18 protein-coding genes and 1 pseudogene are annotated in these 21,042 nt (G+C 68.5%); 11 read left to right on the top strand and 8 right to left on the bottom strand.

Annotated features, from left to right (window positions below; translation table 11 throughout):
- Nucleotides 1-124: 124 nt before the first annotated feature.
- Nucleotides 125-865: a MerR family transcriptional regulator gene (locus AB0O15_RS32175; RefSeq protein WP_364326243.1), complete on the bottom strand. Its 741-nt coding sequence runs from the start codon at nucleotides 863-865 to the stop codon at nucleotides 125-127.
- Nucleotides 866-934: 69 nt separating this feature from the next.
- On the opposite strand from AB0O15_RS32175, the gene AB0O15_RS32170 reads away from it, so the two are divergent.
- The 3 genes from AB0O15_RS32170 to AB0O15_RS32160 are packed head-to-tail and all read left to right on the top strand — an operon-like array spanning nucleotide 935 to nucleotide 3,468.
- Complete coding sequence (locus tag AB0O15_RS32170; protein WP_364326240.1) at nucleotides 935-1,915, top strand: ATP-binding cassette domain-containing protein; 981 nt, start codon at nucleotides 935-937, stop codon at nucleotides 1,913-1,915.
- A complete protein-coding gene (locus tag AB0O15_RS32165; protein WP_364326237.1) occupies nucleotides 1,912-2,682 on the top strand; it encodes an ABC-2 family transporter protein in 771 nt (256 codons plus the stop codon). The genes AB0O15_RS32170 and AB0O15_RS32165 overlap by 4 nt, the downstream gene beginning before the upstream one ends.
- A 3-nt stretch (nucleotides 2,683-2,685) precedes the next feature.
- On the top strand, nucleotides 2,686-3,468 hold the full coding sequence (locus AB0O15_RS32160) for an ABC-2 family transporter protein (RefSeq protein WP_364326235.1): 783 nt from the start codon (nucleotides 2,686-2,688) through the stop codon (nucleotides 3,466-3,468).
- Between the two features lie 8 nt (nucleotides 3,469-3,476).
- Here the strand turns inward: AB0O15_RS32160 and AB0O15_RS32155 are convergent, their stop codons facing one another.
- Both AB0O15_RS32155 and AB0O15_RS32150 read right to left on the bottom strand, forming a co-directional pair.
- Nucleotides 3,477-3,746, bottom strand: a complete 270-nt coding sequence (locus AB0O15_RS32155; protein WP_364326232.1) for a hypothetical protein — start codon at nucleotides 3,744-3,746, stop codon at nucleotides 3,477-3,479.
- 223 nt (nucleotides 3,747-3,969) lie between these two features.
- Complete coding sequence (locus AB0O15_RS32150; protein ID WP_364326229.1) at nucleotides 3,970-4,563, bottom strand: TetR/AcrR family transcriptional regulator; 594 nt, start codon at nucleotides 4,561-4,563, stop codon at nucleotides 3,970-3,972.
- A 112-nt stretch (nucleotides 4,564-4,675) separates the two neighbouring features.
- Here AB0O15_RS32150 and AB0O15_RS32145 point away from each other — a divergent pair, with 112 nt between their 5' ends.
- Complete coding sequence (locus AB0O15_RS32145) at nucleotides 4,676-5,548, top strand: SDR family oxidoreductase (RefSeq protein WP_364326226.1); 873 nt, start codon at nucleotides 4,676-4,678, stop codon at nucleotides 5,546-5,548.
- An 82-nt stretch (nucleotides 5,549-5,630) separates the two neighbouring features.
- Nucleotides 5,631-7,130, top strand: coding sequence for an aldehyde dehydrogenase family protein (locus AB0O15_RS32140; protein ID WP_364326223.1), 1,500 nt, complete (start codon nucleotides 5,631-5,633; stop codon nucleotides 7,128-7,130).
- 317 nt (nucleotides 7,131-7,447) lie between these two features.
- Here the strand turns inward: AB0O15_RS32140 and AB0O15_RS32135 are convergent, their stop codons facing one another.
- The 3 genes from AB0O15_RS32135 to AB0O15_RS32125 form a co-directional block, all read right to left on the bottom strand.
- Nucleotides 7,448-8,044, bottom strand: a complete 597-nt coding sequence (locus AB0O15_RS32135) for a DJ-1/PfpI family protein (protein ID WP_364326663.1) — start codon at nucleotides 8,042-8,044, stop codon at nucleotides 7,448-7,450.
- Nucleotides 8,045-8,170: 126 nt separating this feature from the next.
- Entirely contained in the window at nucleotides 8,171-8,536 is a 366-nt protein-coding gene (locus AB0O15_RS32130; RefSeq protein WP_364326221.1) for a response regulator transcription factor, read from the bottom strand.
- A 67-nt stretch (nucleotides 8,537-8,603) separates the two neighbouring features.
- On the bottom strand, nucleotides 8,604-10,460 hold the full coding sequence (locus AB0O15_RS32125) for a hypothetical protein (RefSeq protein ID WP_364326219.1): 1,857 nt from the start codon (nucleotides 10,458-10,460) through the stop codon (nucleotides 8,604-8,606).
- Nucleotides 10,461-11,305: 845 nt separating this feature from the next.
- Here AB0O15_RS32125 and ltrA point away from each other — a divergent pair.
- Nucleotides 11,306-12,853, top strand: a complete 1,548-nt coding sequence (ltrA, locus tag AB0O15_RS32120; protein ID WP_364326216.1) for a group II intron reverse transcriptase/maturase — start codon at nucleotides 11,306-11,308, stop codon at nucleotides 12,851-12,853.
- Between the two features lie 134 nt (nucleotides 12,854-12,987).
- Here ltrA and AB0O15_RS32115 read toward each other — a convergent pair whose 3' ends face one another.
- Entirely contained in the window at nucleotides 12,988-13,332 is a 345-nt protein-coding gene (locus AB0O15_RS32115; RefSeq protein ID WP_364326213.1) for a transposase, read from the bottom strand.
- Between the two features lie 386 nt (nucleotides 13,333-13,718).
- Nucleotides 13,719-14,507, bottom strand: a complete 789-nt coding sequence (locus AB0O15_RS32110) for a hypothetical protein (RefSeq protein WP_364326211.1) — start codon at nucleotides 14,505-14,507, stop codon at nucleotides 13,719-13,721.
- Nucleotides 14,508-14,615: 108 nt separating this feature from the next.
- Between AB0O15_RS32110 and AB0O15_RS32105 the strand changes: the two are divergent.
- The 5 genes and pseudogenes from AB0O15_RS32105 to AB0O15_RS32085 form a co-directional block, all read left to right on the top strand.
- A pseudogene (locus AB0O15_RS32105) lies at nucleotides 14,616-14,861 on the top strand (hypothetical protein); the annotation flags it as partial.
- A gap of 80 nt (nucleotides 14,862-14,941) precedes the next feature.
- On the top strand, nucleotides 14,942-16,633 hold the full coding sequence (locus tag AB0O15_RS32100) for an alpha-amylase family glycosyl hydrolase (RefSeq protein WP_364326208.1): 1,692 nt from the start codon (nucleotides 14,942-14,944) through the stop codon (nucleotides 16,631-16,633).
- A gap of 16 nt (nucleotides 16,634-16,649) precedes the next feature.
- Nucleotides 16,650-18,821: an AGE family epimerase/isomerase gene (locus AB0O15_RS32095; RefSeq protein ID WP_364326205.1), complete on the top strand. Its 2,172-nt coding sequence runs from the start codon at nucleotides 16,650-16,652 to the stop codon at nucleotides 18,819-18,821.
- Nucleotides 18,818-20,317, top strand: coding sequence for a GMC family oxidoreductase N-terminal domain-containing protein (locus AB0O15_RS32090; RefSeq protein ID WP_364326202.1), 1,500 nt, complete (start codon nucleotides 18,818-18,820; stop codon nucleotides 20,315-20,317). The genes AB0O15_RS32095 and AB0O15_RS32090 overlap by 4 nt, the downstream gene beginning before the upstream one ends.
- A complete protein-coding gene (locus tag AB0O15_RS32085) occupies nucleotides 20,314-20,925 on the top strand; it encodes a DJ-1/PfpI family protein (protein ID WP_364326199.1) in 612 nt (203 codons plus the stop codon). Before AB0O15_RS32090 ends, AB0O15_RS32085 begins: the two co-directional genes overlap by 4 nt.
- Nucleotides 20,926-21,042: the final 117 nt, after the last annotated feature.

Here is a 21,042-nt window from a genome sequence, read left to right as displayed (position 1 = left end):
CGCCTGGTCGGCGGCGGGCGAGGACGGGCGGAGCCCGCGAGTCCGGGCCGGGCGACGGGACAACTCGGCAGCCCGGTGACGGAGGTGACCGGGCAGTGAGCCGGCCGTGCGCCACGGGACTGCTCTACGCCGTACTCGCAAGAGGGTTTGACTCGAGGTAGTTGTGGAGTGCGGCGGTCGCGCGAAGGCGGTGGAGGCTTGCCTGGTCGAGTTCGCGCTGGCGGGCGGTGAGCGCCGTGCGGGTGCGGGCCGGATCGCCGGCGATCATGGCGGCCATGACCTCGTGGACGGCCGCGACGGAGTACCGGGAGCGGCGCAGCATGGTGATGATCCGGGCCCGGATCAACTGGGCGTGGTCGTAGACGCGGTAGCCGGTGCCGCGTTCGCGGCCCGGCGAGAGCAGGCCTCGCCGCTCCCACAGCCGCAGCGTGGACGGCCGTACCCCGGCAGTCGCGGCGGCGTCGCCGATGTGCAGCGGGCGTTGCACGCGTAGCCGTGGGGGTAGCTCGCCGTCGAACGCCTCCAGCGTCTCCGCCACCTGCGTGCGTTCCTCGGCGAGTGCGGCGTGGCTGCGGTCGACAGTGGCCAGGGCCATGTGCAGATCGCCTGCGTGGACGGCGCGCAGCACGGTCAGCGCGGTCTGCCAGCCGTAGCCGGCCATGAGGGTGCGTGCGGTGCGGAGCGCCTCGGCGTGCGCGGCGGTGAAGATGCGGTAGCCGTTGGCGGCGCGCTTGGTGGGCGGCAGCAGCCCCAACTCGACGTAATTGCGGATCTGTTGGACCGACAGGCCGCTCGCCCGGGCCAGCTCGGTGATCCGTAGCCTTCCACCAGCATTGGAGTCTTTTCCGGTCACTGCTGAGGTCACCCGGCACCCTTCGCGACAGAACCATCAAGCGGAGGTTCAATGATAGCTTTCAATGCCTGGAGGTGGGGTGTGGCTGTCGTCGTCGCAGAAGACCTGACCATGCGGTACCGGGTGCCGGTCCGGGCCGGCGGCCTGGCCGCCGCGCTCGCGTCCGTGGTGCGCCGCCGGTACCGCGACGTCGACGCCGTCCGGCAGGTGTCCTTCGAGATCGCGCCCGGCGAGGTCGTCGGGTTCATCGGGCCCAACGGCGCCGGCAAGACCACCACCTTGAAGATGCTCTCCGGCCTGCTCCATCCCACCTCGGGCGAGCTGCGCGTGCTCGGCTTCACCCCCGGGCAGCGCAAGGCGCCGTTCCTGAAGCAGATCGCCCTGATCCGCGGCAGCCAGCCGGTCGGCGGGTCGCAGGAGCTGACCGTGCTCGACGCGCTCGACTACCAGCGGCTGCTCTACGACGTCGCGCCCGGCGACTACCGGCAGACCTTGGCCGAGCTGACCGGCCTGCTCGACCTCGGGCCGCTGCTGGAGCGCCAGCTGCGGGCGCTCAGCCTCGGCGAGCGGATGCGCACCGGCCTCGCGCTGGCCCTGCTCTACCGGCCGCGGGTGCTGTTCCTCGACGAGCCGACCCTGGGCCTCGACGTGACCGCCACCGCCGTGATCCGCCGCTTCCTCGCCGGGCACGCCGCCCAGACCGGCGCCACGATCCTGCTCACCAGCCACTACATGGCCGACGTCGAGTCACTGTGCCGCCGGCTGATCCTCATCGACCACGGCCGGGTGCGCTACGACGGGCCGCTGCGCGAGCTGGCCGCCCGCCTGACGCCGTACAAGCTGGTCCGGGTCAGCGTGGCCGGCGCGACGAGACCCGATTTCGCCGCGGCCGGCGAGATCGTGGAGCACGCCGACGGCAGGTGGGTGCTACGGGTGCCGCGGGAGCGGGTCGCCCGGGTCACCGCCGCCCTGCTGACCAGCCTGGACGTGGCGGACCTGGCGGTCGAGGAGCCCCCGCTGGAGAACGTCATCGACCGCGCCTACCGCGACGGCCTGGCGTGAGGCGGATCCTCCGGCTGACCGCACTGCGCGTGCGCCGCCAGTTCCTGGACTGGTCGGGCACCTGGTGGTTCACGATCACGCTGGTCGCCAACGAGTCCCTCGTCCCGCTGGCCGGCCTGTTCGTGTGGTCGGCCGTGTTCCCGGGCGACCCGCGCGTCGTCTCCTACTTCGCCGCGCTGATCGCCGTGCAGATCATGACCGCGTCGTACGAGAACCACACCTTCTCCGAGACCGTCTACCAGGGCACCGTCAGCCACGAACTGCTCCGGCCGCAGCCCGTCGTCATCGGCCCGATCGGCGAGAACCTGGCCATCCGGCTCTGGATGACGCTGTTCGGGCTGCCTCCGGCCGTGCTGGCCGGGTTCCTGCTCGGCGCCACCTACCGCCCGGCGGACCTGCTGCTCGCACTGCCCGCGCTGGCGGGCGCGGCCGTCCTGCGGTTCCTGTACACCTGGATCCTCGCGCTCACCGCCTTCTGGACCGAACGGGTGCACGCCGTCGTCACCTTCGGCGGGATGCTGATGGCCCTGCTCGGCGGGGCCGTCGCTCCCGTCTCCCTGCTGCCCGGTCCGTGGCGCACGGTCGCGCAGGCGCTGCCCTTCCACGCCATGCTGGGCCTGCCCGCCGACATCGCAACCGGCGCGGTCACCGGGCCGGCCGCCGTCGCCGCCCTCGGCCGCGGCCTGGCCTGGATCGCGGCGTTCACCGTGCTCGCCGCCGTGGTGTGGCGCTCCGGCGCCCGTCGCTACACCGTCGTCGGCGCGTGACCCGTGCGGAAACTCGCCCGCCTGTTCGCCGCCGGCTTCTCGATGTCGCTGCGGCGTACCCTGACCTTTCGCACGAACCTGCTCTTCGACGTCGCGCTCGCCGTCGCCGGCCTGCTGTCCTCGCTCGCGACCGTGCTGCTCGTCTTCACCCACACCGACCACCTGGCCGGCTGGACCCGTCCCGAGACGTTCATGCTCGTCGGCACCTACGAGTTGCTCACCGGCGTCAAGGCCGCGTTCCTCGATCCCAATCTGGCCTGGTTCCCCAGCCGCGGCATCCGCGAGGGCACCCTCGACACCTACCTGCTGCAGCCCGCACCCAGCCTCTTCCTCGCCAGCCTCGCCACCGCGGCCCCCCTCGCCCTCGTCCAGGCGGTGCTCGGCCTCGGCGTCCTCGGTCTCGGCGCGTACGGCCACCCGCCCAGCCCCCTCGGCGTCGCGGCGTGGCTGCTGCTGGTGCTGGCCGGCGCCGCCGTCACCTGGGCCCTCGGCGTGCTGCTCGCCTGCCTGGCCTTCTGGGCGCCGCGGCTCGAGCTCGACGTCTTCTACAACGCCATCTGGCAGCTGGCCCGCTACCCGGTCGGCATCTACCGCCGCCCGCTCCGGCTGCTGCTCACCTACGTCATCCCGCTCGCCCTGATCGCGACGACACCGGTCGCCGCGTTGCTGCGAGGACCCCAGCCGGCCGCCCTGCTCACCGCCGCTGTGGCCGCGGCCACCGCGACGGCCCTGGCCATCACGGCCTGGCGCCTGGGCCTGCGCCGCTACACGGGCGCGACAAGCTGAACACGCTGTCAGATCTCGAACACCGGCCCCGGCAGGTCGAGCTTTCCTGAGGTCCGGTTGGCCGGCGATGAGGGACCCGTGCTGCGGCGCCGCCGGCTCGGGACGGAGCTGAGGCGCTGCCGCGAGGCGGCGAGGCTGAAGCAGGAACAGGTCACCACGTCATGGCTGATCGCGGGGGACGCCGTTTGCGGCGCCGGGCCCTGGGCGGCCTTCACGATCGCCGTGAGCTGACGAAGCCGACCGCGGAAGTCGCAGGTCAGTAAGCAGGTGTTGATCACGGTTTTGGCGTAGAACGCCGAGTCCGCACAGACTACGGTCTCGCCGGAGGTTGCTGAGCTGCCCCGGGTCAACGAGATGCGGCGTGCGGCATCAACCTATTTGGTGTCGGAGCTCGGCCCGGCCTGGCGACGGTCACGAGGTTCATCGACGTGGCTGCGCTTTGCCGGGTGCGCTGTCATGACCTTGACCCGAACTGTCATGAACGAAGCCAATGTCAGTCCTTCAACCTTTGTCTGCGCGCTGATTCACGTTGGCGATCATGTCGATGAGGGTGTTGACGAGTTCTTCTGCCTTGACGCCCCACTTCGGGTCAGCGAGCTGGTTGCTGACCTCCATGCCGGTGATCCCGTTCACGGTGCCGATGAGGAGGGCTCCGTATCGGCGAGCGTTCTGCTCGCCGACCAGGTCGGCGACGATCGCCAGGAACTCGTCTTGGCTGCGCTGGGCAGCACGGGCCATGGCGGTCGGGTCGCCGGCCGGGTTGCTGTACATCAGCCGGTAGAGGTGGGGCTGTCTGCGGCCGAGGTCGAGGAACGCGGTGACGAGACTGCCGAGTTTGTCGGCGGATGACATGCCGGTGTTCGCGCGTAGAGCCGCCGACTGATCCGCGAGCCGCTCCCATGCTCGCGTCCCGATCTCGATCAGCAGGCTCTCCTTGTCGGCGAAATGGGTGTAAGGCGCTCCGCGGGTCACCCCGGCACGTGCCCCGACCGCCCGAAGCGTCACGGCATCGAGGCCCCCGAGATCGAGAAGCTCGGCCGCCGCTTCGATCAAGGCTCGGCGCGTGGCGGCAGCGGACTCGGCGCGACTGGTCACACCGGGCATGCTACCGCAGCTCAGATGACGGAGTCACCCCACTGACTTGACAATGTCATCCGAACCTGTGACCGTAGTTCTCATGACAACGTCAACCGAAAATTTGGAACTCGTGATCGTGACCGGCGCATCAACCGGGATGGGCGCAGCCACCGCACGCGAACTGGCTCGCCGCGGCTTCCACGTCCTCGCCGGGGTCCGGCGTGACAGCGACGGCGCGGCTCTCCGCGCCGCGGGCATCGAGCCGGTGATCCTCGACATCACCAACCAGCAACACCTCGCGGCGCTGGTGGCCCGCGTCGACGGCGACCCGCAACGGCGGCCGTTGCGGGCGCTGGTCAACAACGCCGGCATCCCCGCCGCCGGCCCGATCGAAGTCACGCCGCTCGACGAGTGGCGGCGCATCTTCGAGGTGAACCTCTTCGGCCATATCGCCGTCACCCAAGCCCTGCTACCTGCGCTGCTGCGCAGCAAGGGCCGCATCGTCAACATCAGTTCGGTGAACGGCAAACTCTCCATGGCCGGCTACGGCCCGTACGCCGCCAGCAAGCACGCGATGGAAGCCGTGAGCGACGCACTGCGCAACGAGTTGGCCCCTGACGGCGTGCAGGTGGTCGTCGTCGAACCGGGCGGCGTCAAAACCGAGATGGCCGGTACCGGCCTCGCCAGACTGAGCCAGCTCAGCGCCGGCATGACACCGGAGCAGAACGCCCGCTACGGCGCCCTGGTGCAGGGGTTGCCCTCCCACGTCGCCGCATTCACCAAAGCCGGCGTGACCTCCGACGTCGCGGCCAAGACGATCGCCAGGGCGGTGATCGACCGCAGGCCCCGCACCCGATACATCATCGGCGCCATGGCCGGTTTCCTCATCCGCGCCTCCCGCTTCCTCCCTGACCGGCTGCTCGACCGGATGACGAACTCCGACCTGCGCAAGCACTACCCGGCCGAGAGCGGCGACCGGAGCACCGCAGCGCACCACGCCTGACCGCGACCCGCGCCCCAGTCAGGCATTCCGAAACCTCCGTCCCGCCACCGAAGGGACGCCCATGGTCAAAGGAGCTTCACGCATGTCCACACCACAGATCGAACGAAACCACGACGAGCGAAAAGCGGCTGAGCGGCAGCAGCCAGCGCTGCACTGGATCGGCGGCCGATGGTCGGGGTCGGGGTCCGTCGACGAGTCGCGCAACCCCTCAAACGGTGAGGTGCTTGGGCGCTACGACGTCGGCGGAGTCGAGCAGGCCCAAGCCGGGATCGAGGCAGCTCGATCGGTCTTCGACGACACGGATTGGTCGGTGACGCCGGAGGTGCGATCCCGGGCGCTGATCGAGATTGCTGAGCGGCTGGAGGCACGGCAGCACGAGGTCGCGTTGATGCTCGCGTGGGAAAACGGCAAACGGCTCCTCGAGACGACCTGGGAAGTCGGAGCGGCGGCGACGATGCTGCGGCATTCCGCCGCCTCCGCGCTCGTCGATTCCGGCGGTCGGGCGTCCACCAATACCTCAGGCATGCTGATCGACTCCGAGCCCGAGGCCCGCGGGGTAGCTGCAGTGATCAGTCCCTGGAACAGCCCGATCTACCTCACGATCCGGGCAATCGGTCCGGCGCTCGCCGCCGGTTGCACCGTTGTTGCGAAGCTGCCGGCGCAGACCGCTCTGACTAACAATTTGCTCGCTCAGGTCATCGCCGAAGCCCGGTCTCTCCCAGCCGGGGCAGTGAACCTGTTCACTGAGTCGCACCGCGATGGTGCGGTGCACCTGGTCGATTCGCGCGACACGGACGTCGTCGCCTTCACCGGCAGTACCGGCGTCGGTCGTTCGATCGCCGCTGCCTGCGCCGCCGCTTTGAAGCCGGCGGTGTTGGAATTGGGCGGCAAGACTCCGCTGGTCGTATTCGAGGACGCCGACCTCGACGTCGCTGTGCCGACGATTGTGATGGCTCTGACGCTGATGAACGGTCAGTTCTGCTGCACCGGTTCCCGGGTGCTCGTGCATCGCGATGTCGCCCAGGAGGTCCGTGACCGCCTGACCCGCGCGTTCGAGGCGGTGCGCGTTGGCCCGGCCGACGACCCCGCGAGCGAACTCGGCCCGGTCGTCGATCGCGGCAGTGTCGACCGAATCGAGCAGATAGTCGCCGACGCGACCAGCTACGCCAAGGTCCTCGTCCGTGGCGGTCCCATCACCGACGGACCGCTTTCCAACGGCGCATTCTTCCGCCCAGCACTGCTCGAGGTCGACCAGCCGGACGTGCCGATCGTGCAGCAGGAGGTGTTCGGGCCCGTTCAGGTCCTGGAGGTATTCGACGACGAGCACGATGCGGTCCGGCGCGCCAACGCCACGGAGTACGGACTCGCCGCCGCCGTCTTCACCCAAGACCGCGCCCGTGCCCGACGTGTCGGCCGCGCCATCCAGGTTGGCGGCATGTGGCTGAACACCTGGGGCCGACTCACTGACGAGTTCGAGACAGCCGGCTGGAAGCAGAGCGGACTCGGCCTGGTCGGCCCGCACGGCCTCGAAGCCTTTCAGAAGATAAAGGTCTACGCGGAAGGCCTTACCGCCCGCCACTGACGACCCGGGTCGTATCAAAGTTATTGAGTTGAGCCTGAACTGGGCGGATCGGACAAGGGTTGGGCCGGTCCGCCGTCGTCCAGGTGGTCGGTCAGGTGTGGGGCCATGCGGCCCGATCTCCTGGCGACGACGTCTATCCCGAGATCAGGTCGGTCGACGGGCCGCGCTCTTGTGAGCTACGCAGGCCGTGAGCCCGAGATTGGGAGGCACGGTCAGCGTCTCGAGATCGGCAGTGAAACCGAGCCGGTTCTGATGGAGCGTGTCAAGATTTTGGCCTTGTCTGACGAACGGCGCAGGTGGCGTCCGCGACTGTACGGTCACCGTACCCAGACAGTGCCCCGGGCCTGGTATTCCAGAACGTTCTCAATGGCTACGGCGAGGTCGGCGCTGAGTTCCCGGCGCACCAGGTGCAAAGCGAGGTCCAGGCCGGAAACGATCCCCGCAGCGGTGACGAGGTCACCGTCGTCGACCACTCGGGCGTCCTTGACGACACCGCCCCGCTTGGCCAGCTCGGCCTTGGCGCCGTGGTGGGTCGTGCATGGACGGCCGGCGGTCAGCCCGGCCGCTGCGAGCAGGATCGTGCCGGTGCACAGTGAGGTGACGAGCACACCGGCCCGCGCTGCGGCCGCCAGTTTGTCCGGCAGGAGCCCGGCGTTGATCTCGGCCCAGATCCCAGGCCCGTCCGGGCGGCCGAAGCCGCCTCCGGGCACGACAATCACATCGGCCTCGGCCGGCGACCAACCCTGCGCGACAGCGACGCGGGTACCGAACGCTGCCGTGACGACTCGTGGCTCGGCAGCGCTGACGAAGGCGACCTGGGCGGCGCCGCCGCTGAGCCGGCCGGCGTAGGAGAACACCTCGTACGGGCCTGCGAAGTCCTGCTCCTCGACCCCATCGAACAGCACGATCTGCACCCGCAACGGGCGCTCGCTGCTAGGTTGCGCTGCCGCTGCGGCGGCCGGGTTTGTGAACCCGCCCACGGCCGTGGCTCCGGTCGTGGCACCAACTGCGGCGGTCAGTACTGTTCTGCGATTCACGACTCACTCCCGACATTGACGACTGTGTCTTGTCAGTCGTTGCCACAGGGGGCACGGTTCCCGGGAGACGGCCCTCATCGTGGGGCACCGGTGCGCACTCAGAGTGCGCATACGGCGGACGGCCTCGTCCTCGTCCTCGTCCTCGTCCTCGTCGACCATGGTGAGCACGACGGCGACCTCGGGAGTGCTCTCGTGGATCCGCTGTGTCGCCTCCACGCCGCCACACCCGGGCATTAGCAGGGCCATCAGGACGACGTTCGGCCGAACCTCGAGGGCTCGCTCAATCGCGTCCTCGCCGGTCGCGACCAGGTCGGCGACCTCCATCTCGGGATAGGTGCTGAGGAGCGCGTTCAGTCCCTCGCGGACCACCGCATGGTCGTCCTCGATCTCCGTCTTGAAGCAGCACGGTGACCTGAAACGGACAACCGGGGCCGCTTCAGAAGGCCCTGCTGGCGTAGTAGCAGTTGTCGTAGCGTGCTCCACCCGCCAACTTCCACGATCCGGAGTACGGTCTCGGGCCATCGCTGGCGGAGGCCCGGACGACGACCTGGTAGTTGCCGGGCTTGAGCCGTACGGTCCTGGCGGGCACGCCGGTACCGCCGCACGTCGGGGCGAAGTATCGACTCAGCAGGGGCGATGAGCGCACCTGGCAGGATGCACAGGCCGGGACGGTAAGTCGATCGGCGACCGGTCCGCTGTACAGGATCTCCAGCGCGTACGGCGAGTCGTTGACCACCTGCACGATGGCGGTGCCGGAAGGGCCGTTACCGGTACGTTCCAGCGGGGCGATGTCGCCGGTCGCGCCGGCCTTGACCTTGGCGACCTCGGCGGCGATCCGCTTCTGCCGGGCCTGCGCAGCCCGGGCGTCGCGCGGGTAGTCGGCGATGAACTCATCCAGATGCTCGATGGCCGAGTCGTACTCGCCGCTGCCGATTTCCTTCAACGCGCAGTTGTACAGCGTGCCGGGACGAGCGGCGCGGGCCCGGGCCGCCCCAGCCTTCGCCTCCGGCAGGGACACCGTGCTGAGGTATGTCAGCTCCGTAAGGGCGTCACAAGGCCGGCCGAGAGCTTTGGCGATCACCGAGGCGTAGGCGTTGTCCAGGTCGGACCGGACTGCGGCAGCCTGGGGGGTGCCTGGATGGTCGGTGACGACCACCTGGTAGTCGGTGACGGCTTGGCGTCGCGTGTTCGCCGCCTCAATCCCGTCGGTCAGGTCGGCCGCCCGCTTGCTGTAGGACTTGCCGCGTTGCCAGTACGCCTCCGCGCGACCGGCTCGAGCCCGCGCGACCAGCAACCCATTCGGATACTGGTCCAGCTGCGCGTCGAACGCCTCGGGAGCCAAGGAAGCCTCGGCGTCCAGCAGGTCCTGGCACTCGCGCTGGTCCGCGCGAGCGACGGCGGTGACGGAGGTGAGGGTGAGTTCGTAGCGGGACTGGACGCTCGCGTACCTGTCCAACGCCACCGGGCAGTCGCCCGCCGCATGCGCGGCGCGCGCATCGGCCAGAGCTGACCGGCCGGCCGCCTGGTAGCCGACGAACCCCGCGACCATCAGCAGCACCATCGCCACTGCGGTCACCAACGGCCGCCGTGGCATCGAGCCGCGGACGGCCACGCCGTGCTGCCGCCGGGCCAACCGCCACGCGTCGAAGGTCGCGGCGCCGATGCCGAGCGCGGCGACCGTGAGCCAGAGACCGGGACTCTGTGAAGCGCTGTGGGCAGCCGCGAACCAGAGCACGAGGGAAGTTCCCAGGAGTACTACCGCTGCCCTTTTCCATCGGCCCAGGTAGAGGTAGCCGGCGGCAAGGCCGCTCACGTTCAGCAACGCCGCGATCCGGGGATCGCGGCGCCGAACGGGCAGGTCGATGATCGGGTGTTGCTGAGCGGAAACCGCCGTGGCCAGCGGGTGGCCGTTCTCGTGCGCCAGCCTTTGCCACGCGAGCGCAGTTTCATTGTCGCCCCGGCGTAGCGCGGTGACTGCCTGTCGGTACGCAGCCTCACCGAGCGCCTCACGGCGTGCCGCGTCTGCCTCGGCTGCCGGGTCAGGGGCCGCCAGCAGGGCACCAAGCCGAGGCGGAACGGGGTGGCCGGCGAGCAGCACCGGGTAGAGCAGGTCGATCCAGTCCAGGGTGGATCGAGCGCGGTCGGCCGGACCGCGATCGGGCCGGCTGAGCCGGTCCCGGGTCTCAATCAAGACCTCATCGAGTACGCCGAGATCCGCGCTGTGCCGGGCAAACGCAATGACCTGCACGATCAACGCGCCGTCGGTGCCTGCCTCACCGCGCTCCATCGCCATGACCGCCTGATGGGCGATCGTGGCAGCAAGCGAGAGCAGACGTGGTCCTTCGCTCGGCGATGACACAGGCGTACTCCTACCGTCTCGGCTCCCTACCGACAGCCTGGACGGTCCATGTAGTGGCGTCTATGCCGCACCGGTGCGGCATGGACGCGGACTGCGGCTGCGTGGCATCATGCGGGGCCGAACGGGAAGAGTCCGGCCACTCGACTCAGGCCGCGCAGCCGGACTCTTTGTAGCTGGGTCTTACTCAGAGGATCGCGCGGTTGGATATCTCCTGCGGGCGGTAGGTGGTGTCCAAGACAGCCGGGGCAGTCTTCATCCAGGCGACGTCGGTGCCGGGGTGCAGCGTGTGGACCAGGACCAGGTTCCACTCGGTTGCATCACCGGGGCGGACTGAGTGCCTGCGGCCGCCCTTGACTCGGATGTCGTCAGGATCTCCAGGACGCGCTCGACCAACTTGCCGGGTAGGAACTAGCCTCCGTCCTTCGTGCGTCCAGCAGACCTGGAGGTGGACTGGTGTAGTCGATCTTGGGTCGTAAGCTCGTCGTCGCTTGCCGGTGGGAGTCCGGTCCGGGTAGCTGCCAGGAGGCCCGGTAGCAGGCTGGCGGCTCGGTCTGGAAACGGGTCGGGTCGAAGCCCAGTGTCGAAAGCCCTGATGGGGGAGCGACTGAGCGGTCCGTAGCATCACGCGAAGCCTGCGGCGTCGTTAGAGGTCTCACCTGTTGGGGTGGGGCAGAGGGAGTGCCGAGCCCCCGAATTCAGGGTGAAGGCCATGGAAGCGGTGTAGTGAGGGAGGGGCCGCTACTTCGTCGACGCGTATCTGCTGATGAAGGTGGTGCCCGGTGAGTGCCGTTTCGGCTAGTCCCGCCGTGTTGGGGTCCTCGTTGGACCCGGTTCGTGCCTTGCAGCATGCGCTTTACCGGGCGGCCAAGGCCGATCCCGGACGTCGGTTCCATGCGTTGCGAGACAAAGTCTTCCGCAGGGACGTCTTGTGGCGGGCGTGGGTCGCGGTGCGTCGCAACGATGGCGCTCCGGGCATCGACAAGACCACCCTGGGTCAGGTCGAGGAGTACGGCGTTGACCGGTTGCTCACCGAGTTGACCGTCGAGTTGCGGGATGGCCGCTATCGGCCGGTGCCGACGCGTCGGGTGTTGATCCCGAAGCCGGGCACAGCCGAGCGCAGGCCGTTGTCGATTCCTGCGGTTCGGGACCGTGTCGTGCAGGCCGCGGTGAAGATCGTGCTCGAGCCGGTCTTCGAGGCCGACATGTTGCCGTGCAGCTTCGGGTTCCGCCCGAAGCGTTCGGCGCACGATGCCTTGCAGGTCCTCGTCGATGAGTCCTGGCGGGGCAGGCGGTGGGTGGTCGAGACGGACATCGCCAATTGTTTCTCGGCGATTCCGCATGACAAGTTGATGCAAGCAGTCGAGGAACGCGTCTGTGACCAGGCCGTGCTGAAGCTTCTGCGGGCGATGTTGTCCGCCGGGGTGATGGACAACGGCGTGGTCCGGCGAGAGGTGACCGGTACTCCACAGGGCGGTGTGGTTTCGCCGTTGCTTGCGAATGTCTATCTGCACCGGATCGATCGGGCATGGTCGACTCGTGAGCACGGGGTTCTGGTGCGTTACGCCGACGACGCGATCGTGATGTGCAGGTCCCGGCAGCAGGCCGAGGCCGCCCTCGGGCGGCTGAAAGAGCTGCTGTCCGAGCTGGGGCTGGAACCCAAACAGGCCAAGACACGCATCGTGCATCTGCAGGTCGGCGGTGAAGGCGTGGACTTCCTCGGCTTTCACCACCGGCTGGTGCGTGCCTGGGCGCGGACTGGGACCAAGCAGGTCACCTTCCTGGCGCGCTGGCCCGCGAACAAGGCCATGCAGCACGCCCGTGATCGGATCCGGCGGTTCACGGACCGGTCCCGGTTGCTGCTGCCGGTGGAGTGGATCGTGCAGGACCTCAACCAGTTCCTGCGCGGCTGGGCCGGGTACTTCAAGTACGGAAACTCGGCCCGCCACTTCAGCAAGATCAGGGCATATGCGTTGATGCGGCTGGCGATCGTGATCGCCAAACGGCATAAGCGCAGCCGAGCATTCGGGTTGCAGGTACTGGTCTTCCAGTCCGACAACCAGCTCGGACTGGTCGAGCTCATGGGAACCGTCGTCTCGCCAAGGCCCTTCAAGCCCTGGCGGAGGACAAGCCGAATGCCGGCGGTGAACGACGTCGGTGAGCCGTGTGCGGGAAAGCCGCATGCACGGTTCGATGGGCGGGTGCTGGAAACGGAACACCCTGGACAAGGTCACCGCAGCGGGACAACCGAACGGGAAACCGTCGGCATGAAGGCTGCCGGACCTAACCCCAGAACTGTGTCACCGCGCCAGCGCCCGACCCTACATTGAGCATCGGTGCTTGGCCAGGGTCCGGGTCGTGACCGGTTCGTTGTTGATGATGCTGGTGGTGGGCAGGCTTTATTGCCCGGCCGGAGGCCGGGTTTCTCCGTGGGTCCTGGTTGTTGTTGCGGCGGATTTCGTTGTCAGGTAACGGGTTCGGGTAGCGCGGCGAGGCGTTCGAAGGCTTGGACGAGGTGGTTGGTCCAGGGCCAGCCGGCGGCGAGGCGCAGTGTGGTGGTCCGGGCGGTGCGGGTCAGTTTCGCCGTGATGTGCAGCAGCCGGTAGCGCAGTTTCTTCGGCTCGGCGGCCGCGAGTGGCCCGTCCAGGAGCAGGTGCTGGGTCCAGCTGAGCAGGTCGATGCCGGTCAGGGCGAGTTGCAGCCAGACGGTGTTGCTCGCGCAGCAGGCGGCGTTCCCGAAATGGACCCGGCCGGGCGAGACGCGAACCCTGCGCGACCTCCTGTCGGAGGCGGTGCGGTCGCTGCGCACGACCGTCGGTCAAGAACCGGCTGACGCCCTCGCCCGGACGTCCGGGAGATATTCCGGTCGCTGGACACCGGCGCTGACCGATATGTGCTGCTTGATTGGGGAGGCCGATGGTTCTCGCGCAGCGCTGACGCGTCTGCGGCGCCGCCGTTCCCGGCGGGTGCACGAACGCGAACAAGCGCTGACCCCTCGCGGCAAGGGACAACCTGTCCAGCGATCGGCGTGGCCGCGGTGTCGTTCTGGCGGTGGCCGCGGTCCTGGCGCTCCGCGTCTTGCGGCCGGAGCACTGCACGGCGACCTTGCGGGGATCTCTACCACCAGGCCGACGGTTGGGCCTGGGAGAACAGCCGGGCGGCCGGTTTCGCCAGCTCCGAACGCCGTGACCCGCGTCAGCGGTCCTGTCGGAGGTCGTCGACGACGCTCTGGTAAGCGTCGGGCGTCACGGCGAAGGAGCCGTAGTAGGGGTAGTTCATCTCGACGACGAGGAACAGGTTCGTCGCGATGACCGTGCTGGCCATGGTGAGCAGGGCGCGGCGCACGAGGCCGTCGTCGAGGCCGAAGAACAGGCACATCGTGAGGACCGCGCCGGTCGAGACCAGCACCCCGAACCACATCACCGGTGACATCCGGCTGTCGTCGGCCTCGGCGTCCGAGGCGTGGTGGTACTGCTCGGCGCGGCCGATCTCGTCGATGGCGTGGTTGATGAAGAACCGTTGCGCGTCTGTCGTCGGCCGTAACGACCCGACGAGGGTGGCGAGCTCGCTCAGGTCGGCGGAGCGCTCCCGCTCGGTGCCCTGCTCGTGCCGGGCCTCCCAGTCGGTGACCAGAGCGGACTCGTAGCGGATGACGCCGTCGGTGAGCATCAGCCGGGTTTGGTCGTCGAAGACCACGCTGCCGGGGATGAGGGTGGTCATGCTCGCCGCCTCCTCGCGCACGGCTTCCTTCGCGTCGGTGTAGCCCTCCCACAGGGAGACCACGCACAGTCCGATCACGATCGCGTACGCCACGCCCACCAGCGAGACGATGACACCGGTGACGTCGTTGTGCTGATTGAGCCGCCGGTGCGGCAGGGTGCGGTGGATGAGGATGTCCAGCCCAAGGGTGACGGCCGGGACTCCGATGATCAGCACGGCCCCCACCAGCCACACCGACACGTCCCGTACGAGCCAGAGTTCCACGCCGTCCACCCTAGGCAGCGCGGGGAGTGCGATGGCCGAATACCGGAAACGACGATCGGAACGTGAACTCGTTGTTACGTTCTGTCGGGGTCGCCGGAAGGGGCAACGATGAGCGTGCAGATGACAGGCTTGGACCTGAGCGAGACCGAACGCCACCGCACCAGCAGGGGACGATCCCATCCGCTGGGCGCCCGCCCGGACGACGGCGGGGTCAACTTCGCCGTCTTCTCCGAGCACGCCACCGCGATGCAGCTGCTTCTCTTCGAGCACCACGATTCCCCTGCCCCGTACCAGATCATCACCCTCGACCCGGAGACCAACCGCACCTTCGCGGTCTGGCACGTGCGGGTCGAAGGGCTGAGGCCCCGGCCTTCTACGGTCTGCGGGCCTTCGGCCCGGAGGACGTCCCGGGTCTGCGGTTCGATCCGGACAAGGTGCTTCTCGATCCGTACGCCCGCGGGGTGGACCGCGCGCTGTGGGACCGGGGCGCCGCCTGCCGGCCCGGCGACAACACGGCCGTCTCGCTGCGGTCCGTGGTGGTGGACACCGACGGGTACGACTGGGAGGGCGACGAGCCGCTGCGCCGGACGATGGATGACCTCATCATCTACGAGGCGCACGTCGGCGGGTTCACCCGGTCGCCGAGTTCGGGGGTGGGCCGGCCGGGCACGTTCGCCGGGCTGGTGGAGAAGATCCCGCACCTGACGAAGCTCGGCGTCAACGCGGTCGAGCTGTTGCCGGTCTTCGACTTCGACGACGGCGAGGCCAACTTCTGGGGCTACAGCACCGCCGCCTACTTCGCCCCGCACGCCGGTTACTGCGTGGCCCCGGACGAGGGCGGGCACCTGCGGGAGTTCCGCGACATGGTGAAGGCCCTGCACGCCGCGGGCATCGAGGTGATCCTGGACGTCGTCTTCAACCACACCGACGAGGGCAACCACCTCGGGCCGCTGTTCGCCTTCGCCGGCCTGGACAACCCGAACTACTACTACCTGGACCCGAACGACCGGCGGCACTACTACGACTACTCGGGCTGCGGGAACACGCTGATGGCGAACCACCCGATCGTCACCAAGATGATCGTGGAGTGCCTGGAGTTCTGGGTGCGGGAGATGCACGTCGACGGGTTCCGGTTCGACGAGGCCGCCGTGCTGACCCGCGGCGCCCGTGGTGAGGTCCTCGACGAGCCGCCGGTGGTGTGGCAGATCGAGCTGTCCGACACCCTCGCCGACACGAAGATCATCGCGGAGGCGTGGGACGCCGCCGGCGCGTACGAGGTGGGCCGCTATCCGGGGTATCGCTGGGCCGAATGGAACGGCCGATACCGGGACACCATGCGCCGCTTCGTCCGCGGCGAGCCGGGCATCGTCGGCGACGTGGCCGAGCGGCTGACCGGCAGCGCCGACCTCTACCAGGCGCGCGGGCACCGCCCGATCAACAGCGTCAACTTCATCACTTGCCACGACGGCTTCACGCTCGCGGATCTCGTCTCCTACGACGAGAAGCACAACGAGGCCAACGGCGAGGGCAACCGCGACGGCAACGACGACAACATGAGCTGGAACTGCGGCGCCGAGGGGCCGACCACCGATCCTGAGGTCAAAGCGCTGCGCGTACGCCAGATCAAGAATTTCGCCGCGTTGCTGCTGCTGTCGCGGGGCGTCCCGATGATGCTCGGTGGCGACGAGATCGGCCGCACCCAGCAGGGCAACAACAACGCCTACCGCCAGGACAACGAGATCAGCTGGCTGGACTGGTCACTGGTCGACGACCACGCCGAGGTCCTGTCGTTCTGGCAACGCATGATCGCGTTCCGGAAGGCTCATCCGAGCCTGCGGCAGCCGACCTACGAAGGGCCCGGGATCGCCTGGCACGGCACCCGGCTGGGCCGGCCCGGATGGACCGACCCGGACGCCCGGACCCTGGCCTGCACCATCGACGACCTGCACATCATCGCGAACATGTACTGGGCGCCGCTGGACTTCGAGCTTCCGGCGGTGCCGGGGCGGGTCTGGGCGCGAGCCGTCGACACCTCGTCACCGGATGACGCCGAAACGTTTGTGGACACCGCGACCATCTCCGCTCCCGGACGCAGCGTCATCGTCCTGATCTCCCGCCCGTCCTGAAGAGAAAGAGGCCATCGTGCCGAACCAACTCGACTTCACCTTCTCGGATCTCGTCGCCGGCTACGTCATCAGCGCCGACCCGCAGGCCGGGCGCTTCGAGATGAACACCTCCGACGGCCGGCCCTTTGTCGTGCAGCTCACCCCGACGACCACGGCGGAGATGCTGCGCAACCTGGGCGACGCGTACGTCGACGCCACCGCGCAGCTGTCCGCGATGCTGGAGCACGGCCGCCTGCTGCACGTCTACGGCGTGTTCTACCCGTCGGACTCAGGAGCGGGCACCGCCTTCGAGGCCAAGCACGTGCTGCTGTTCGGCAAGGCGGCCGACGAGCACAAGTTCGAGTCGCCGAGCTGGTGGGGCCAGCAGGTCCGGAAGATCGCCGACTTCTACCTGGACAGCGAGTTCGGCGTCGGGTCGACGACCTTCGACTACCGGCTGTACCGCACCGATCTGACGATGGAGGGCGCGAAGACCACGACCGTCCGGCAGGAGACCGACACCATCTCCCGTCTGGTGTACGGGCTGGCCACCGCGTACCTGATGCACGGCAACCAGCGGTACCGCGACGCGGCGGTGGCCGGCGCCGACTACCTGATCGACCATCTGTGCTCGGTTGACCGCGCCGAGCAGATCGCCTACTGGTACCACGCGCTCGTGCTGCGCCCGGACGGCAGCGAACTCAAGATCTTCGCCTCCGAGTTCGGCGACGACTACGACGCGATCCCGTGCTACGAACAGATTTACGCGCTGGCCGGCCTGACCCAGGTCTACCGGATCACCGGCGATCCGAGGCTGCGGGAGATCATCGACCTGACCATCAACATGTTCCATCGCTACTTCGAGGACAAGACCAATTATCCCGACGGTACGCCCCGGCGAGGCTACTACTCGCACGTCGACCCGGTGACCTTCGACCCGCTGAGCCCGGCCCTGGACGACGGGATCCGCACCAACCGAGACCGCAAGAACTGGAACTCGGTCGGCGACCACATCCCGGCGTACCTCATCAATCTGTTCCTGGCCACCGGCGAGCAGAAGTACGCCGACGAGCTGGAGTCGCTCTGCGACCAGATCACCGAGCACTTCCCGGACTACGACAGCAGCCCGTTCGTACAGGAGAAGTTCTTCGGCGACTGGAGCGCGGACCGCGCCTACGGGCAGCAGCAGGACCGGGCGATCATCGGGCACAACCTGAAGATCGCGTGGAACCTGACCCGGGTGAACAACGTGCGGCCGAAGGCGGAGTACGTGTCGCTCGCCAAGAAGATCGCCGGGCTGATGCCGACGGTCGGCATGGACCCGCAGCGCGGCGGCTGGTACGACATGATGGAACGCCACACCGGCCCCGGCGAGCGCTTCCACCGCCTCGTCTGGCACGACCGCAAGGCGTGGTGGCAACAGGAACAGGGCATCCTGGCCTACCAGATCCTCGACGCGGTCTACGGCGACCCGCAGTACGCCAAGTACGCCCGGGAGAGCGCCGCGTTCTACAACGCCTGGATGCTCGACACGCAGGCCGGCGGCGTCTACTTCAACGTGCTGGCCAACGGCAACCCGTTCATGCTCGGCGGCGAACGCAGCAAGGGCTCGCACTCGATGGCCATGTACCACAGCGCCGAGCTGTGTTACCTGGCCGCGGTCTACTCCAACCTGGAAGGCCGCCAGCAACCGATGGACCTGTTCTTCTCGCCCGGCGCGGGCGCGTTCGGCGGCGTCCTGCGGGTCGCGCCGGACCTGCTGCCGCCGAAGACCAACAAGATCATGCAGGTCTGGATCAACGGGCACGAGCACGCCGACTTCGACGCCGACGCGCTGACCGTGACGCTGCCGCACAGCACCGAGCCGCAGGAGGTACGCGTCCGGCTGGTCGGCGCCGCCTGCGCGTTCAGCGCCGACGTGCTCGAGGTGTCCGGCGTCGTCGCCCGGATCAGCCTGGCCGGCTCGCTCGGCGCCACCCAGGTCGACGTGCTGCGCCGGGAGCTTGACGGGGTGCTCGACGGCGGCGTCCGCTCGGTGGTCCTGGAAACCGCCGGCCTCATCTACCTCGACCCGGAGGCGGTCCGCTACCTCGCCACCGCCAAGCAGCATCGCGACTTCCAGCTCACCGTCACCGGGGCGCAGGGCCAGGTCGCCGCCGAGCTGGCGTCCAGCGAGCTCGACCAGGAACTCGTCAGGAACGCGTCGTGAACTACGACCACATCGTCGTCGGATCAGGGTCCGCCGGCACCATTCTCGCCACCCGGCTGTCCGAGGACCCGGGCCGCTCGGTGCTGCTGCTCGAGGCCGGCCCGGACTTCCCCGAGCTCGACCAGCTGCCGGCGGACCTCGCCACCGCGGCCACGGTCTCGGTGGTGGACCACGACTGGGGCTACCGGGCCGACGCGGTGCCGGGCCGTTCCATCGAGTACGCCAGAGGCAAGGTCACCGGTGGCTGCTCGGCGGTGAACGGGGCGATCGCGCTGCGTGGCTTGCCCGCCGACTTCGAGGAGTGGGCCCGGCTCGGCAACGACGCGTGGACCTGGGACCAGGTTCTGCCGTACTACATCCGGATCGAGAACGACCAGGACGTGGAAGGCCCGCTGCACGGCAAAGAAGGACCCACTCCGGTCGTACGCACGAAGCACGACGACCTGGTGCCGTTGCAGAAAGCCTTCCTGGACGCGAACCTGGACCACGGATTCGACTACGTGGCCGACCACAACGATCCGCACAGCACCGGCGTCGGCCCGATCCCGATGAACCGGCGCGGCCCGTTGCGCGTCTCGACCGCCATCTCGTACCTGAGCCAGGCCCGCCACCGCCTCAACCTGACGATCCGACCGGGGACGCTGGTGCAACGGGTCCTTTTCGAAGGCACCAAGGCCGTCGGCGTGGAGGCGGAGATCGACGGGCAGGTGCAGAAGGTCTACGCCCGCAACGTCACCCTGTCGGCCGGTGCGATCAACACGCCGGCGATCCTGCTGCGCTCCGGCGTCGGCCCGGCCACGCAGCTCGAGGAGCTCGGCATCCCGGTGGTGCTGGACCGGCCCGGCGTCGGCGCGAACCTCATCGAGCACCAGCAGATCACCGTCGGGATCATCCCGAAGGACGGCGTCACGCAACTGTCCGACCCTGACGTCCAGGTGATCACCCGGTACACCGCTCCAGGCACCGAGCAGTTCAACAACATGCAGCTCTACTTCGTCAGCCGGTACGTGCCGATCACCCACCGGCCGATCAGCGTGATGAGCGTGCTGCAGAAGCCGGCCGGCCGCGGCCAGGTCTCGCTGACCACGAGCGACCCGCACATCCAGCCGGAGATCTTCCTCAACTCGTACGGCGAGGAGGCCGACCGTCGCATCGCCATCGACGGTGTCCGGCTGTGCTGGGAGATCGCCACCTCGAAGCCGATCGCCGAGCTGTCCGCCGGCCTGGCCGACAGCCTCACCGAGAAACAGCTCGACGACGACGAGACGCTGTTGCGCTACATCAAGCAGCACTCCGCGACCCTGTGGCATCCGGTCGGCACCTGCCGGATGGGCACCGACTCCGACTCGGTTGTGGACCAGCGTTTCGCGGTGCACGGCCTGGACAACCTGAGCGTGGCGGACGCCTCCGTCATGCCGGACCACGTCAGCGCCAATCCGAACCTGACCTGCTTCGTCATCGGCGAGCGGGCCGCCGAGTGGCTGGGGGAATCATGAAGATCGGTGTCCTGATCGAGGACCACTTCGACCAGACCGAGTACCGCGCGTTCAACCGCTGGTTCCCGTCGCAGGGCGTCGAGGTCGAGTACCTGTCGCACCTGTGGGACCAGCCGTCCCTCACCTTCGGCAGCAACCCCGACGACGGCACGGTCGAGGAGCACGTCACCGTCACCGCCGAGGTGGCCACCGCGGACCCCGCCGACTACGCCGGCATCATCCTGATCGGCGCGTACGCGATGGACCGGCTGCGCTACCAGACGGAGATCGTCGGCCCGGGCGCGCGCAACACCGCGCCCGCGGTCGAGTTCCTCCGCCGCGCGGTGGCGGCGCCGGGCGTGCCGATCGGCACGATCTGCCACTCGCTGTGGCTGTTCTGCGCCGACCCGGACCTGCTGCGCGGGCGCCGGGTCACGTGCGCCCACAACATCGTCTGCGACGTCGAGAACGCCGGCGGCATCGTCGAGTACGACGGCCGCTCGACCGCCGACCTGGTGATCGACGGTAACCTCATCTCGGCCCGCCACCCCGAGGTCACCGAGCGCTTCATGACAGAGTTCCTGGCCCAGATCACCAGCCAAGCCGAACAAGCGACCGCGACGGTCTGATCAGACCGCATCTCGTCATGTCCGGCCGGGTAGCGACGGCGCATTGCTGCGCCGCCGCCCCCTCAGAACCGGACGTGCACGTTTCCATGCATCCGGCTCAAGCAAGCCCGCGAAGAT

Source organism: Actinoplanes sp. NPDC089786, assembly GCF_040684855.1.
GTDB lineage: Bacteria > Actinomycetota > Actinomycetes > Mycobacteriales > Micromonosporaceae > Actinoplanes.
This window is presented reverse-complemented; position numbering and strand designations above follow the sequence as displayed.